We start from the raw sequence: 16,354 nt of genomic DNA on the forward strand, positions 1-16,354 counted from the left end.
CGTAGGGCTTAGGGCTTAGGGCTCTCGATTTTCGTAGGGCTCAGGGCTCTCTCTTTCCTCCCCTCCTCCCTCCCCAAGGACCTCACTCGTGGCAGGACGTTTCGCTCCCCGGCCGACGCGTGCCACTGTGCGCGGCGGGGAGACCGGCGTGCCCCGGCAGGCCGCCGCGCCGGGCGAGGCACGGGTGTGGGTGCCGGACGGGCCGCTGGACCTGGGTCTGGTGCTCGGTCCGCTGCGGCGCGGGCCGGGCGATCCGACGTTCCGGACGATGCCGGACGGGTCGGTGTGGCGGGCCAGCCGGACGCCCGCCGGGCCCGGCACCCTGCGGATCACCGCGCGCGGCGGTGAGGTACGGGGTGAGGCCTGGGGGCCGGGGGCGGAGTGGCTGCTGGAGCGGCTGCCTCGGCTGCTGGGCGCCGACGACGACCCCTCCGCGTTCGTGCCGAGGCACCGGCTGCTGGCGGTGACGCGGCATCGTCGGCCGGGTCTGCGGCTGACGCGGACCGGGCTGGTGCTGGAGTCGTTGATCCCGTCGATCCTGGAGCAGAAGGTCACGACGCTGGAGGCGTACCAGGCGTGGCGGCTGCTCGTACGGAAGTTCGGGGAGCCGGCGCCGGGGCCCGCGCCCGGGCGGATGTGTGTGATGCCGGCGGCCCGGACGTGGGCGCTGATCCCGTCCTGGGAGTGGCATCTGGCCGGGGTGGACAACAAGCGGGCGTCGACGATCCTGCGGGCCGTGCGGGTCGCTGCGCGGCTTGAGGAGGCGTCGGGGATGGAGCCGGCGGCTGCGCAGGAGCGGCTGGAGGTCGTGCCGGGGGTGGGGCCGTGGACGTCCGCGGAGACCGTGCAGCGCAGTCATGGGGCGCCGGACGTGGTGACGGTGGGGGATCTGCATCTGCCGGGGATCGTGGGGTTCGCGCTGGGCGGGGACCGGTACGCGGACGACTCCGTCATGCTGCGGCTGCTGGAGCCGTATGCCGGGCAGCGGCATCGGGCGGCTCGGTTGGTGTTGTTGAGCGGGCGGGTGCCGGGGCGGCGGGCGCCGCGGATGGCTCCGCGGGGGATCGAACGGCTGTAACTGGGCCGGGGCTGGTTGGGTGCCCGGTGTGGATGCGGGCGCGGGGGTGGGACGCGGGCCGGTGCTGGCCGGGTGCCGCTCTCTTTGGGACGGGTGCCGCCCTGGGGGTACCTCCCAGGCCGTTCAGGCACTGGGGGAGGCACGACTGCCCGCAGCGGGGGGGCGGGGACGGCACGAGTGCCCCGCGGTCGGGGTGGGGGCTACCAACTGCTGCGTGATTCATCAGTGAATCTCAGCCTTTCTCATCTGTTATCTTGATCGTGTGAAGCTTTCCGAGTGGGCGGCGCGCAACGGCGTGCACTACCAGACCGCGTGGGCGTGGGCGAAAGAGGGCCGTATGCCGGTCCCGGTGCGCCAGACGCCATCCGGAACGTGGCTGGTCGACGAGCCTGCCCCGGAGACGTCCGGTCGGGTCGTGGCGTACTGCCGGGTCTCGTCGGCGGACCAGAAGCCGGACCTTGACCGGCAGGTGGCCCGCGTGGTCCAGGGGGCCACTGGTCTTGGCCTGCCGGTCGCGGAAGTCGTGACCGAGGTCGGTTCGGGGCTGAATGGGCGGCGCCGCAAGCTGCACCGGCTGCTGTCCGACCCGCAGGCCGCGGTGATCGTGGTCGAGCACCGTGACCGGCTGGCCCGGTTCGGGGTCGAGCACCTGGAGGCCGTCCTGTCGGCGTCCGGGCGGCGTCTGGTCGTCCTCGACCCCGCCGAGAGGGCCGATGACCTGGTGCGGGACATCACCGAGGTGCTCACCTCGATGTGCGCGCGCCTGTACGGACGGCGGGCGGCGAAGAACCGGGCCGCTCGAGCGGTGGCCGTAGCGACCGGCGAGGCCGCCGAGTGAAGAAGTTCCAGCCGCAGCCCGGGTTCGTGGTGCAGGCGTTCCGCTTCGCCCTGGACCCCAACGCCGCCCAGGAGCGCGCGTTGCGCTCGCACTGCGGCGGGGCGCGGGCCGCGTACAACTGGGCTGTCGGCTGGGTGACCGCGTCGTGGTGGCAGCGCCGCGCGGAGGAGTCCTACGGGATTCCCGAGGCGGAGCTGACGGAGTGGCGGCCGTGGTCGCTGCCCGCCCTGCGGAAGGCGTTCAACGAGACCAAGCACACCGACCCCAGGTTCGCCGCGTGGTGGGAGGAGAACTCCAAGGAGGCGTACTCCACCGGTCTCGCGAACGCTGCCGCCGCGTTCGACAACTACGCGAAGTCGAAGCAGGGCAAGCGCCGTGGCCGTGCGATGGGCATGCCCCGGTTCAAGCCGAAGCGGAAGGCACGCCTGTCCTGCCGGTTCACGACCGGCGCGATCCGCGTGGACGCCGACGGCCGGCACGTGACGCTGCCGAGGCTGGGCGTGATCCGCACCCATGAGCCCACGGTGAAGCTCCTCACCCGCGTCCAGGCCGGGACGGCGCGGATCCTGTCTGCGACCGTGCGGCACGAGCGCGGACGCTGGTTCGTCTCCTTCCAGGCCGAGGCCAAGCGCGACCTCGAACGCGTCGCCCGGCCCGGTGCAGCGGTCGGTATCGACCTCGGGGTGAAGAGCCTCGCGGTGATGGCCGACAGCTCCGGCGAGATCCGCACCGTGCCCAACCCCGGGCACTACGACCGGGCGCGTGAGCAGCTGCGCCGCACCTCCCGCGTCGTGTCCCGCCGCCGGGGCCCCGACCGCAGGACCGGGCAGAAGCCGTCGAAGCGGTGGGAGAAGGCCAACGCCGCCCGCAACAAGGTGCATCACCGGGTCGCGAACCTCCGCGACGACGCCCTGCACAAGCTCACCACGAGCGTGGCGGCCGAGTACGGCACCGTCGTCGTCGAGGACCTCAACGTCGCCGGGATGCTCCGCAACCGGCGTCTCGCGCGCAGGATCGCCGACGCCGGATTCGGTGAGATCCGCCACCAGCTCACCTACAAAACCCAGCGCCACGGCTGCCGCATCCTGGCCGCCGACCGCTGGTACCCCTCCTCCAAGACCTGTTCCGGGTGCGGCGCGGTGAAAGCCAAGCTGCCGCTGCACGTCCGGACCTTCGAATGCGACGCCTGCCACCTGGTCATCGACCGGGACGACAACGCCGCACTCAACCTCGCCGCCCTCGCGGCAACCAGCACCACTGGTACCGGAGTGGCCGGAGACCAGGACACCGCCCCGGCGGTGTCGAAGCCTCGTGGAGCCGACCAGAGGACCCGCACCACCCGCCCCCGCCGCAAGGCGGAGACGGGGCGGGCAGGTGGCGCGACCCTGCCGCAGCAACGGCAGACAGAAACGAGAGACCGTACTCAAGCCGAAGCCCTCACGCTCTGGTGACGAGACGGACCTTCCTGGCCGAAATGCCCGGAATGCTGGGAGCCGCTGAGGCTCTGAGTAACGGTTACGTGTCTGATGAGAAGCGCAAGGATGCCGGGGGGATGTGGGCGTCGCACCAGATGCGGGCGCCGGAGCGGAGTTCGTTGTCGGCGCCGATGACCGCGCCGTCGCCGATGACCGTGTCGGCGAGGACCGAGCGGGTGCCGACGCGGGCGCGGAGACCGATGAGGGAGTCGGTGATGACGGCGCCGGGTTCGATGACGGCGCCCGGCAGGATCGTGCTGCCGAAGACGCGCGCCCCCTCCGCCACGAAGGCGCCCTCACCGACCACCGTGCCCCCGGCCAGCTTGGCGTCGGGCGCGACCCGTGCCGTGGGCAGGACGAGGCGGTCGCCGCAGCGGCCCGGTATCGCCGGGGACGGGGCGCGGCCCAGGACCAGGTCCGCCGAGCCGCGTACGAAGGCCGCCGGGGTGCCGAGGTCCAGCCAGTACGTGGAGTCGACCATGCCCTGGAGGTGCGCACCGGTGGCGAGGAGTCCGGGGAAGGTCTCGCGTTCGACCGAGACGGGGCGCCCCGCCGGGATCGTGTCGATGACCGAGCGGCGGAAGACGTACGCGCCCGCGTTGATCTGGTCGGTGACGATCTCCTCGAGGGTCTGGGGCTTCTCGAGGAAGGCGAGCACCCTGCCCGTGTCGTCCGTGGGGACCAGGCCGTACGCCCTCGGGTCGGTCACCTGCGTCAGGTGCAGGGAGACGTCCGCGCCCGTCGTCTCGTGAGTGCGGACCAGCGCACCGATGTCGAGGCCGGTCAGGATGTCGCCGTTGAAGATCAGGACCGGCTCGTCGGGCCCCGAGTGCAGCCGGGACGCCACGTTGCGGATCGCGCCGCCCGTGCCGAGCGGCTCCTCCTCCGTGACGTACTCGAGGTGCAGGCCCAGTGCCGAGCCGTCACCGAAGTACGGTTCGAAGACCTCGGCCAGGTAGCTCGTCGCGAGCACGATGTGCTCGACGCCGGCCGCCTTCGCCCGCGCAAGCTGATGCGTGAGGAACGGTACTCCGGCCGCCCGGATCATGGGCTTGGGCGTGTGCTCCGTGAGCGGGCGCAGCCGTGTGCCCTTGCCGCCGACCAGGAGGATCGCTTCTGTCACCGTCGTCTCTGCTTCCTGCCGGGACCGGCCGAACTGTCTTTCGGCCGGCCAGTGTATGCAGACCGTTCCGTGGCGCCTTCGATGACCGTGCGGTGTTCCGCCCTCAGCGGCCCTGGTACTCCGCCGCCTTCGAACGGGTCGAGCCGAGCTTGCCGTAGAGCTTCTTGCCGGGGCAGCTCGTGGCGAAGCCGTCGCGATGACCGGAGATGACGTTCAGTCGTACCTTCTTACCTTTTCGGTAGAGGTTGCCACCCCCGGACTTCAGCGATGTCTTCCCGCGCGGATTCATGCCGTAGAGCCCGACCTTCCACGCGGTGAGCCGGGCGATCGCCTTCACGGCGGCCGACGACGGCTTCTTGGAGCTGTAGGTGCCGAGTACGGCGATTCCCGTGCTGTTGGAGTTGAACCCCAGGGTGTGCGCGCCCAGTACCGCCTTGGACACGCCACCGGCCCGGCCCTCGTAGATCTTTCCGCACTTGTCGACGAGGAAGTTGTAGCCCAGGTCACGCCAGCCCATGCTGTTGACGTGGTAGCGGTAGATACTGCGAATGACTGACGGCGCCTGTGAGCAGCGGTAGTTGTTGCCGGTGTCCGAGTGGTGCACGAAGGCCGCCTTGACCTTCTTCGTGTACACGAACTCCTTCTCGCGCAGTGTCTCGTCGGCGCCCCAGCCGCGGCGAGTGGTGATGTTCGGGCGGGCGCCGACGTACGGGTTGGCCTTCTGCCGTGCGGGGAGTTCGGCCCGGGTCCGCGCGCGGCTCAGGGCCGGGATCTCGGTGGCGCCGGTCGTCGCCGTGGCGCGGGTCCCCTCCCCCGGTCCAGGGGCGGGTGCGGGTGCGGGCGGTGTGCCCTCGCCGGGGTCGACGAGTTCGAGGCGCAGGCCGGTGGGGAGCCGGGAGGCGGTCCGGACGGTACGGGTGGTCTCGGGGCCGTTCTCCGCGCGTACCCGTACTTCGACGCCGTCGGACTCACCCACCCACAGTGGTGCGGTGGCGCCGCGGACCCGGCCCGAGGTGCTCTCGGGGGTGCCGGGGTCGGCGGCGTGATCGGCGGTGTGGGTCTCCAGCTCCTGCCAGCCGGACCAGGTGCCGGTGGCGGTGGCGCGAGTACGGACCTCTACGCGGCCGTGGAGTTCGGTGGCGGGGTTGTCCCAGATGACGCCGACGAGGGAGAAGTGCCGTACGTCCCGGCGGGGCAGGCCCTGTTCGGCGGCGCCGGGTGTGCGGTCGCGGGCGAGGGGGGCGAGGGGCAGCGACTGGGTGCCGCCGGGGGCGTAGGCCTCGGCCCGGGTCGTTGCCGTTGCCGTTGCCGTTGCACCGGTCGTGGGCGGGGTGAGCGGGAGGGCCAGGGCCGCCGCGCACGTGACACCGATCGAGGAAGCAAGGAATCCACGCATGCCCCTGATCCTGGACATCGTCAGACAAATATGTCTATTTGGAATCTGACGGACCGTAGGGTGTTTTGGTCCGATCCGGTGGTCGTGCGATACGCCGTCCGCCCGGTGCGCGTCGCCCGGCCCGCGTACGCTTGCGCGGATGAACGCGACCGACCGTACCCCTGCCGACCTGCTGAGTTCCGCGCTCGCCGCGGACCCGGTGCGCCCCCTGGTGACCTTCTACGACGACGCCACCGGCGAACGCGTCGAACTGTCCGTGGCCACCTTCGCCAATTGGGTGGCCAAGACCGCGAACCTGCTCCAGGACGAACTGTCCGTCGAACCCGGCGACCGGGTCGCGCTGCTGCTGCCCGCGCACTGGCAGACGGCGGTGTGGCTGATGGCGTGCGCGTCGGTGGGTGTCGTCGCCGACGTGGCGGGTGACGCGGGGGCGGCGGATGTGGTCGTGAGCGGTCCGGAGCCCCAGTCGCTGGAGGCGGCTCGGGCGTGTTCGGGCTCGCGGATCGCGCTGGCGCTGCGGCCGCTCGGGGGGCGGTTCGCGCCGGCGCCGCCGGAGGGCTTCGCCGATTACGCGGTGGAGGTGCCGGGGCAGGGGGACCGGTTCGTGCCGTACGCGCCGGTGGACCCGGAGGAGCCGGCGCTGATCGTGGCCGGGCGGGAGTTCAGCGGGGCGGAGGTCGTGGAGCGGGCTCGGGCGGAGGCGTCGGGGCTGGGGCTCACGGGGCCGGGGGCGCGGATTCTGTCGGGGTTGGCGTACGACACGTGGGAGGGGTTGAGCGCGGGGTTGTACGGGCCGCTGGCGAGTGGGGGGTCGGTGGTGTTGTGCCGGAACCTGGAGCTGGCCGGGGCGGGTGTGGTGGACCAGCGGATCGAGTCGGAGCGGGTTTCGGCTACGGCGCGGTGAGGTGTCCGCGAGTGGTTGGATCGCGCGTTGAGGTGAGGGCCAGGGTGAGGACGGTGGCCGCCCGACGTTGAGGTGAGGGCGGGCCGTGGAGACGGTGACCCGGCGTTGATCCGGCGCCCGGTATCGGTACCGACGCGGAGCGGGGCGCCCGGCATCGATGCCCGAGCGGAGTGGCGCGCCCGGCATCGACGCCCGCGCCAAAACGGGCACCCGGCATCAATGCCCGAGCGGAGCAAGGCACCCGGCACCGGTGCCGGCGCAGGGTGAGGGTGTCCAACGTCGATGCCCCCGCAGAGCGGGGTGCCCAGAGTCGATGCCCCGCAGACCGGGCACCCGGCGTCGGCGTCGGCGTCGGCGTCGGCGCATGGTGGGGCGGCGCGCGCGGCCCGGCACTGACGGGGCGCCGCCCCCACTCTCGGCTTCGCTCGAGCGGGGGCGAGGGCGAGGGCGAGGGCGGGAGGCCCCTCATCGCCCACCCGTGCCGCCCTGCGCCTGCGGGTACCTCCCACGGCGTTCAGGCACCGGGGGAGGCACGACTGCCCATAGCCGAGGGGGCGAGCAGCCGCAGATCGGGTGGGGGCGGAAGCTCGCGGGGCGGCGGGTGTGCGGATGTGGGCCCGCGTGTCGTCCGTGGCGCCCGGTGTCGTCGTGACCCGTTCGGCTCAGCCCCGTTCCACCCCCGGTGTCCGTTCGGGGCATGGTCGTAGGAGCGTGGGACGGAGGGATACGTGGGCGACGACGCGGGCACGGCGGCCTCCGGCGGGGGTGACGGGGGCGGCGACGGGGGCCTGGAACATGGAGCGTCCGCGACCGGGCGCGGCCTGCGGCGCCGGCGTCGGAGGCGGCGGCTGGGGCTGGCCGGGGTCGTGGTCGTCGTACTGGCCGCGGGTGCCGTGGGCGTCGGGTGGGCCGTGTACGCCAAGCTGAACGGCAACATCACGTCGGACGAGGCGGCGGCGGCCGAACTCGCCCGGTACGAGAAGGAGCGGCCCACCTCCCTGGTGCGCGGCGCGCAGAACGTCCTGCTGATCGGGTCGGACTCGCGGTCCGGAGACGGCAACGCGCGCTACGGGCGGGACTCCGGGACCGAGCGGTCGGACACCACGATCCTGCTGCACCTGTCCGCGGGCCGGGACAGCGCCACCGCCGTCTCCCTCCCCCGCGACCTCATGGTGAACGTGCCCGGCTGCCACCGCCCGGACGGGTCACGCACCGAGCCGGTGTTCGAGCAGTTCAACTACGCCTTCGAGGTGGGCGGCTCGGCGTGCTCGATCCGTACCGTGGAGAAGCTGACCGGCATCCGGATCGACCACCATGTGGTCATCGACTTCCAGGGCTTCAAGGAGATGGTCGACGCGCTCGACGGCGTCGAGGTCTGCCTGCGAAAGCCGGTCGACGACAAGGACGCCGAACTGAAACTGCCCGCGGGCCGGGTGACGCTCGACGGGGAGCAGGCGCTCGGTTACGTCCGCGCGCGGAAGTCGCTCGGGGACGGCAGCGACACCGACCGGATGGACCGGCAGCAGCGTTTTCTCGGCGCGCTCGTGAACAAGGTGCAGAGCAATGACGTACTGCTGAATCCGGTGAAGCTGTATCCCGTTCTGGACGCGGCCACGTCGTCTCTCACCACTGACCCGGATCTGGCGAGTCTGCGTGGTTTGTACGACCTTGTGCGCGGGCTGCGTGGGATTCCCACCGAACGCGTGCAATTCCTGACCGTCCCCCGTGAGTCGTACACGGGCGACCCCAATCGCGACCAACTCGTGCAGCCCGACGCCGAGAAGCTCTTCACCCGTCTGCGGACGGACGAACCCGTGGCGATCGCCGCGTCCTCGCGGGACCCGGAGGGCGCTTCCGCAATTCCCGGCGAGCCCCGCGAATCCGGCGAACCCGGCGAACCCGGCGAACCCGGCGACGCCGATTCTCCGGCGCCGACGTTCAGCGGGAACACCGCCGCGGAGGACATCTGCGGGTAAAGCACATTCCAAGACGGGGCAAGGCGTGTGCAAGGCGTGCACAAGGGAGGGCCCGAAACTACGGACAGTTGTCCAATAAATGGGCCGGATTGCCCAGTTGTAAGGTTCGTGGAATGTGTCACCGCCATCGCCCCGCGCCGAACGGGGCGGTTAGTGTGAGTGATCCGGTGTGAGTTGAGTGAGACCGGGCGCCCCGAGGGGAGGGCGCCGCGTGGCCCCGACGGAGGATTCGGACAACCGTGGACGCGCAAGGCCGTGGGCGGGCGGAAGACATCGACCCCGCAGACCAGTGGGTACTCAATCCGGACACCGGCGATTACGAGCTGCGACTGTCCCCTTCCGCACCGCAGTCACCGGTCCCCGGCCAGCGCCGCGCCACGCCCGTCCCGGCACCGACGCCGACGCCGACGCCGACGCCGGAGCGTGAGGTTCCCGGACCGCGCAGGCGCCGTGCGACGCCCGAGGAGCCTCCACCGGGACGGCGCGACCGCCGGCGGCCGGCGAAGAAGTCGAAGAAGAAGTCCAGGGGCAAGAAGATCCTGCTGTGGACCGGCGGCACGATGGCATTCGTCATCCTCGCCGTCGGCACGGCCGGGTACCTCTACCTGCGGCATCTCAACGGCAACATCGAGTCCCTCCCCGACGACGGCGCGAGCACGGGCGGCTTCCGCAAGGACGAGGCCATCAACATCCTGCTGATCGGCACCGACAAGCGCACCGGCTCCGGCAACGACGGCTACGGCGACACCGGCAGCGCCGGCCACGCCGACACCACGCTCCTGCTGCACGTGTCCAAGGACCGCTCCAACGCCACCGCGCTCAGCATCCCCCGCGACCTGATCGTCGACATCCCCGACTGCCCGACCACGCAGGAGGACGGGAGTAAGAAGGTCATCCCCGGCACCTCCGGCGTCCGCTTCAACCAGAGCCTCGGCCAGAGCGGCCGTACGCCCAGTTGCACCATGCGCACCGTCACCGAGCTGACCGGGGTCACGCCCGACAACTTCATGGTGGCCGACTTCAACGCGGTCAAGACCCTGACCTCGGCCGTCGGCGGCGTCGAGATCTGCCTGGCGAAGGACATCAACGACCCCGACTCGCACCTGAACCTGCCGGCGGGCAAGCACACCGTCGAGGGCGAGCAGGCCCTCGCCTTCGTCCGCACCCGGCACTCCGTCGGCTTCGGCGGCGACCTGAGCCGGATCGAGCTCCAGCAGCAGTTCCTCAGCTCGCTGATGCGCAAGCTGAAGTCCAACGACACGCTCACCAGCCCGACGAAGATGGTGAAGCTGGCCGAGGCGGGCACCAAGGCGCTCACCGTCGACTCCAAACTGGACAGCATCGGCAAGCTGAAGGACCTCGGTCTGGAACTGGGCAAGCTCAACACCAAGAACCTGACGTTCGCCACGGTGCCGGTGAAGGACAACCCGGCCGAGGAGACGCCGGTGACCGTCGTCCTCAAGGAGGGACCCGCGCAGCAGGTCTTCGACATGGTCAAGAACGACGTCTCCTTCACCGAGGTCAAGAAGAAGGAGAAGGAGAAGAAGAAAAAGGAGGACGCTGCCGTCGCCGCCCGCCTCGAGGGCACGAAGTCCGAGCCCTCCGAGGTCCGCGTCCGCGTCCTCAACGGCGGCGCCTCGGCCGGCAGCGCCCAGCGGGAGCTGAACTACCTCCAGACCGAGGCCGGTGTCTCCAAGTCCGAGAACGCGGGCAACGCCCCCAGCGAGATCGCCAAGACCACCCTGGAGTACGCCCCCGACCAGGCCGACCAGGCCCGCGCCCTCGCCGAGATCCTCGGCCTGTCCGGCGCCGCCATGAAGCCCGGCGAGAGCGTCACCAACTCCCAGGGCCTGCCCACCATGACCCTCACCCTCGGCAAGGACTTCAAGGGCGCCGGAGTCAAACTCGACGCCACCTCCGGGAAGGCGCCGGAGGACCTCCAGCAGTCCACGGCGGACAAGGTCGAGTGCGCCAAGTGACCTGACGGGCCCCGCGAGCGTCTGACAGTACGACAGTCGTCCATCGGTGAACGGCCGGTCCCCCGGCGAACATCCGCCGGGGCCGCCGTACAGCCAACGAGAGGCTTCGTACGTCCAACTGTGCGAACAGGTCGCGCGCAGGGGCACGTTCGCGGGCCCGAGGGTGGGAGAGGGACATGACGCAGAACAGTGTGCGCGGGGAGGAAACGCGAACGGACGCGGTCCGGCATGCCCGCGGCAGGCGCGCCGGTGGCCGGGCCGAGGACGGCACGGGAACGGCGGGGCGGCAAGGACCGCCCGGCGGGGACGGCAGACGCTCCGAACGGAGCCGGACCGGGCGCCGGACCGGGCGCCGCCGCCGAGCGCTCCGGTGGTCCGCGACGACCCTGGCGGTCCTGATACTCGGCACGGCCGGCGCCGGATACCTCTACTACCAGCACCTGAACGGCAACATCGAGAAGGGCGAGCGCAGCAGCGGCGACTCCAAGGCCCAGCGGAGCGAACCGAACGCGGCCGGACAGACGCCCATGAACATCCTGCTGCTCGGCTCCGACAGCCGTGCCTCCGACGCCAACGTGGCGCTGGGCGGGGGCAAGAACCACCGTGACAACCCGCCGCTGGCCGACGTGCAGATGCTGATCCACCTGGCCGCGGACCGCAAGAGCGCCGCGGTGGTGAGCATCCCCCGTGACACCCGGGTCGACATCCCCGCGTGCGAGAACCCCGACACCGGCGAGAAGTTCCCGGCGACGAACGCCATCATCAACGAGACCCTGGCCCGGGGCGGCGCCGGCTGCACCCTGGCCACCTGGGAGAACCTGACCGGGGTCTACATCGACCACTGGATGACGATCGACTTCGCGGGTGTGGTCTCGATGGCGGACGCCGTCGGCGGCGTCGAGGTGTGTGTGAACCAGAACGTGTGGGACCGCCCGCTGCCCGGCGTACCCGGCGGCTCGGGCCTGAAGATGACGGCCGGCCGGCACAAGGTGCAGGGCGAGGACGCGCTCAAGTGGCTGCGCACCCGCCACGCCTGGGGCAGCGACCCGCTGCGGGCCCGGGCGCAGCACATGTACATGAACTCGATGATCCGCACGCTGAAGAGTCAGAACGTGTTCACGGACGCCGGCCGGCTGATGGACCTGGCCGAGGCCGCCACGAAGTCGCTGACGGTCTCCGAGGAGATCGGCACCGTCAAGAAGCTGTACGACCTGGGCAAGCAGCTCAAGACGGTGCCCACGGACCGCATCACCATGACGACGATCCCCACGGTCCAGGACCCTCAGGACAAGAACCACCTGCTGCCGGCCGACGACGCCGACAAGATGTGGGCGATGCTCCGCGACGACGTGTCCTTCGACGACAAGGGCGACCAGGGCACGAAGGCGAAGGACGAGAAGGGCTCCGGCAAGGACGCCGCCGAAGGAGACGCCACCGCGGAGGGCGACGCCGGCAAACCCTCCGACGAGCCCGCCGCCGACTCCGAGATCGGCGTCCTCGTCCAGAACGCCACCCGCTCGGCCACCCTCGGCCCGGTCACCGGCCGCGCCGGCGACGTCACCGGGACGCTGGTGGAGAAGGGCTTCGCCAAGGCGACGACGGACACCTCGGCCGCGCTCTCCGAGGAAAGGACCGTGATCCGTTATCCCGGCGCCGAGTTGGCGGGTGACGCACAGCGCGTCGCCGAGGCGCTGGGGATTCCGGCGAACGCGGTGCGCAAGTCCACCGACGTGTCGGGGATCACGCTCGTCGTGGGAGCTGACTGGCGCTCGGGCACGTCCTATCCGAAACAGAAGACACCCGAGGCCGGAGACCTGCCGGAAACGAGCGACGCCCTCAACGGCTCGGACGCCGCCACGTGCATGGATGTCTACAAGCCCTACCGATGGTAGGAGTTCATGAAAATGGGAGGGATTGCCCTGTTGTAGGAGTGGCGAATGAGACACCAGTGTCGTTCGCCACGGAACCGGGCGGATAGTGTGAGCGCTCCGGTGCCCCTGCCGCGAGGTCCGCCCTGGCGTCGTGCACTTGTTGACCCTTTACCGTGCGCCTTCGGGGGAAGGTGCCGCGTGGCCCCCGACGGAGGATTGGGAGACCGTGGACGCGCAAGGACGTGGGCGGGCAGACGATGTCGATCCCGCAGATCAGTGGGTACTCAATCCACGCACCGGCGAATACGAACTGCGACTGTCGCCCTCCGCACCGCAGTCGCCCGTCCCCGGACCCCGCGGCGCCGCCCCGGACTCCCCCCGGGGCTCGGCAGACGCCGACGGCTCCGTCGGCACGGCGCGTCGTCGTACGGCCGCTCCCGGCCGCGAGGTGCCGCCCCAGCGGCGGCGCCGTCCGGCGCCCGAGGAGCCGGTGCCGGGCCGGCGCGGACACCGGCCGGAGAAGAAGAAGTCGAAGGGCAAGAGGGTCCTGCTGTGGACCGGCGGCAGTATGGCCTTCTTCGTCCTCGTGGCGGGTGTCGGCGGGTACGTCTATCTCAAGCACCTCGAGGGCAACGTCTCGACGACGGACGTCGGCACCGCCGGAAGCAGCAGCTTCAAGAAGGACGAGGCCTTCAACATCCTCATCATCGGCACCGACAAGCGAACCGGTGAGGGCAACGAGGGCTACGGCGACAAGGGCAGCGTCGGACACGCGGACACGAACATCCTGCTGCACGTGTCCAAGGACCGCTCCAACGCCACCGCGCTCAGCATCCCCCGCGACCTGATCGTCGACATCCCCGAATGCGAGACCATTCAGGAGGACGGGACGAAGAAGGTCATCCAGGGCTCCACGGACGTCCGCTTCAACCAGAGCCTCGGCGACCTCGGCCGGGACGCGGGCTGCACCATGCGCACCGTGAAGGAGGCGACGGGCATCAAGCCCGACCACTTCATGATGGCCGACTTCAACGCGGTCAAGACGCTGACCACCGCCGTCGACGGCGTCGACGTGTGCGTGGAGCACGCCGTCGACGACCCGAAGTCCCATCTCAAGCTGCCCGCTGGCGAGTCCACGGTCGAGGGCGAGCAGGCGCTCGCCTTCGTCCGTACCCGGCACGCCTTCGGCAATGAGGGCGACCTGGACCGCATCAAGGTGCAGCAGCAGTTCCTGGGCTCGCTCATGCGGAAGATGTCCTCGAGCGACACCCTCACCAGCCCCACCAAGCTGGTGAAGCTGGCCGAGGCGGCGACCAAGGCCCTCACCGTCGACAGCGCCCTCGGCAACGTCGGCACGCTCAAGGACATGGCCCTGGAGCTGAAGAAGGTGCCGACGAAGAACATCACGTTCACCACGGTGCCGGTGATCGACAACCCCACCGAGAAGGTCAAGGCGACGGTGGTCGTGAACGAGGCCAAGGGGCCGCAGGTGTTCGACATGATCAAGAACGACATCTCCTTCACCGAGGTCGAGCAGAAGGAGAAGGAGAAGCAGAAGAAGGAGTCGGCCGCCGTCGCCGCCCGCCTCAAGGGCGAGAAGTCCGAGCCCTCCGAGGTCCGCGTCCGCGTCCTCAACGGCGGCGCCCCCGCCGGCAGCGCCCAGCAGGAGCTGAACTACCTCCAGACGGATGCCGGTGTCACCAAGTCCGAGAACGCGGGCAACGCCCCCGCCGAGATCGCCAAGACCACCCTGGAGTACGCCCCCGACCAGGCCGACCAGGCCCGCGCCCTCGCCGAGATCCTCGGCCTGTCCGGCGCCGCCATGAAGCCCGGCGAGAGCGTCACCAACTCCCAGGGCCTGCCCACCATGACCCTCACCCTCGGCAAGGACTTCAAGGGCGCCGGAGTCAAACTCGACGCCACGTCCATCAAGACGCCGGACCTGGAGAAGTCCACGGCCGACGAGAAGCTGTGCGCCAGTTGACCTGAGGGGCCTGTCGTACGTCTCACAGGACGGCGACGGGCCCGCGGGTGGCGCGGGGGTGGGGAGGGACGCGGAAGTGACGCGGAGCAGGGTGCAGGGGGAGGACGACACCGTCGGGGACGGTGCGGACAACGGTGTCGACGGCGGCGAGGACAACGGTGTCGGCGGCGGTACCGACGACGGCGACGACAACGGTGTCGGCGGCGGGGACGAGACCGGCAAACGTCGTCCGCACCGTCCGAACCGGCGGCGCCGTGCGCTGCGCTGGACCGCGGTGGTGCTCGCCGTGGTCCTGGCCGGCACGGCAGGCGCCGGTTACCTCTACTACGAGCACCTCAACGACAACATAAAGAAGGACGCCCTGAACCTGGGCGACAACAAGATCGCCGAGCCGACGCCGAACGCGGCCGGGCAGACCCCGCTGAACATCCTCGTCATCGGCTCGGACGCCCGGGACAGCGAGGAGAACCAGGAACTGGGCGGCGCCCGCGAGACGTTCGGCTCCCCGCCGCTCGCGGACGTACAGATGCTGGTGCACCTGTCCGCCGACCGCAGCAACATGTCGGTGGTCAGCATGCCGCGCGACACCCTGCTCGAGATACCCAAGTGCACCGACCCGGACGACGGCGAGGTCTATCCGGCCAGTGAGGGCCGGGTGATGACCAACCAGAGCCTCGGACGGGGCGGCCCCGGCTGCACGGTGGCCACCTGGCAGGAGCTGACCGGCATCCACATCGACCACTTCGTGATGGTCGACTTCGCGGGCGTGGTGTCGATGGCCGACGCCATCGGCGGCGTCCCCGTCTGCGTGGACGCCAACATCCACTCGCGCGACAGCCAGGGCCACGGCTCCGGCCTGAAGCTGGAGGAGGGAACCCACTCCGTCAAGGGGGAGCAGGCCCTGCAGTGGCTGCGCACCCGGTACGGCTTCGAGGACGGCAGCGACCTGGCGCGGGCGAAGGCCCAGCACATGTACCTGAACTCGATGGTCCGGATGCTGCGCGAGAACGCGACCCTGAGCAGCCCGAACAAGCTGCGCAGGCTCGCCGAGGAGGCCACCGAGGCACTCACCGTCGACCCGGGCCTGGACACCGTCAAGAATCTGTACGACCTCAGCGACGAGCTGCGCAAGGTGGAGCCCGAGCGCATCACCATGACCACGATGCCCAACCGGTACGTGGGTGAGCGCGTGGAGCCGACCGAGGACGCGGAGCAGTTGTTCCGGCTGGTGCGCGAGGACATCGCGCTGGACGGCAAGGACGCGGAGAAGAAGGACCCCGCGCCGGAGACGAAGGCCCCGGCCGACCCGGCGGCCCCCGACGACGAGATGGCGGTCCAGGTCCGCAACGGCACCCGCACCGACGACCTCGGAGCGGCCCCCGGACGCGCGAACACGGTCGCCGGGCTGCTGGTGGAGCAGGGCTTCGCCAAGGCCGTCGCCGACCCCTCGGTGCTGCCGAGCGAGGACCGTACGGTCGTCCGCTACCCGAGCGCCGACCTGGAGGGCGACGCGTGGCGCGTCGCCAAGTCCCTGGGCATCCCGGCGAGTTCGGTTGAGCGGTCGACGGACGTCTCGGGCGTCACGCTCGTCGTGGGCGCCGACTGGCGCGAGGATACGGCGTACCGGGCGCCCGAGGCCGACAACGAGATCCCGGAGTCGGCCGAGGCCCTCAACGGCGCGGACGACAGCGCCTGCATGCACGTGAACCCGGCGTTCACCTGGTCCTGAC

The 16,354-nt window shown here is 70.7% G+C and carries 11 protein-coding genes; 9 read left to right on the forward strand and 2 right to left on the reverse strand.

Annotation, left to right across the window (positions count from 1 at the left end):
- Positions 1–88 precede the first annotated feature (88 nt).
- From KUM40_RS08250 to tnpB, 3 genes are all read left to right on the forward strand, one after another.
- The gene (locus KUM40_RS08250) at positions 89–1,078 is read left to right on the forward strand and encodes a DNA-3-methyladenine glycosylase (RefSeq protein ID WP_217164496.1); all 990 of its coding nucleotides are present in this window, start codon (positions 89–91) and stop codon (positions 1,076–1,078) included.
- 262 nt (positions 1,079–1,340) lie between these two features.
- Positions 1,341–1,916, forward strand: a complete 576-nt coding sequence (locus KUM40_RS08255; protein ID WP_217164499.1) for an IS607 family transposase — start codon at positions 1,341–1,343, stop codon at positions 1,914–1,916.
- Complete coding sequence (tnpB, locus tag KUM40_RS08260) at positions 1,913–3,367, forward strand: IS607 family element RNA-guided endonuclease TnpB (RefSeq protein WP_217164502.1); 1,455 nt, start codon at positions 1,913–1,915, stop codon at positions 3,365–3,367. The genes KUM40_RS08255 and tnpB overlap by 4 nt, the downstream gene beginning before the upstream one ends.
- Before the next feature lie 64 nt (positions 3,368–3,431).
- Here the strand turns inward: tnpB and KUM40_RS08265 are convergent, their stop codons facing one another.
- Positions 3,432–4,514 (reverse strand): NDP-sugar synthase, encoded by a 1,083-nt coding sequence (locus KUM40_RS08265; protein WP_217164505.1) that lies wholly within the window; start codon positions 4,512–4,514, stop codon positions 3,432–3,434.
- A 103-nt stretch (positions 4,515–4,617) separates the two neighbouring features.
- A complete protein-coding gene (locus KUM40_RS08270) occupies positions 4,618–5,910 on the reverse strand; it encodes a peptidoglycan recognition protein (RefSeq protein WP_217164508.1) in 1,293 nt (430 codons plus the stop codon).
- A 139-nt stretch (positions 5,911–6,049) separates the two neighbouring features.
- Between KUM40_RS08270 and KUM40_RS08275 the strand changes: the two genes are divergently transcribed.
- From KUM40_RS08275 to KUM40_RS08300, 6 genes are all read left to right on the forward strand, one after another.
- Entirely contained in the window at positions 6,050–6,814 is a 765-nt protein-coding gene (locus KUM40_RS08275) for a TIGR03089 family protein (protein ID WP_217164511.1), read from the forward strand.
- Between the two features lie 728 nt (positions 6,815–7,542).
- Positions 7,543–8,790 carry an LCP family protein gene (locus tag KUM40_RS08280; protein WP_374227357.1) on the forward strand — a complete coding sequence of 416 codons (1,248 nt, stop codon included), beginning with the start codon at positions 7,543–7,545 and terminating at the stop codon, positions 8,788–8,790.
- Between the two features lie 239 nt (positions 8,791–9,029).
- Complete coding sequence (locus KUM40_RS08285; RefSeq protein ID WP_217164512.1) at positions 9,030–10,769, forward strand: LCP family protein; 1,740 nt, start codon at positions 9,030–9,032, stop codon at positions 10,767–10,769.
- Between the two features lie 176 nt (positions 10,770–10,945).
- Complete coding sequence (locus KUM40_RS08290) at positions 10,946–12,661, forward strand: LCP family protein (protein WP_217164515.1); 1,716 nt, start codon at positions 10,946–10,948, stop codon at positions 12,659–12,661.
- 205 nt (positions 12,662–12,866) lie between these two features.
- Positions 12,867–14,624 carry an LCP family protein gene (locus tag KUM40_RS08295; protein ID WP_217164518.1) on the forward strand — a complete coding sequence of 586 codons (1,758 nt, stop codon included), beginning with the start codon at positions 12,867–12,869 and terminating at the stop codon, positions 14,622–14,624.
- Between the two features lie 76 nt (positions 14,625–14,700).
- A complete protein-coding gene (locus KUM40_RS08300; RefSeq protein WP_308401088.1) occupies positions 14,701–16,353 on the forward strand; it encodes an LCP family protein in 1,653 nt (550 codons plus the stop codon).
- Position 16,354: the final 1 nt, after the last annotated feature.

The sequence above is a fragment of the Streptomyces sp. AC512_CC834 genome (assembly GCF_019049325.1).
GTDB lineage: Bacteria > Actinomycetota > Actinomycetes > Streptomycetales > Streptomycetaceae > Streptomyces.

Bases quoted from the DNA above. Each gene is read 5' to 3' on its own strand.
- KUM40_RS08270 (WP_217164508.1), bottom strand. From the start codon at position 5,910: ATGCGTGGATTCCTTGCTTCCTCGATCGGTGTCACGTGCGCGGCGGCC.
- KUM40_RS08275 (WP_217164511.1), top strand. From the start codon at position 6,050: ATGAACGCGACCGACCGTACCCCTGCCGACCTGCTGAGTTCCGCGCTC.
- KUM40_RS08290 (WP_217164515.1), top strand. From the start codon at position 10,946: ATGACGCAGAACAGTGTGCGCGGGGAGGAAACGCGAACGGACGCGGTC.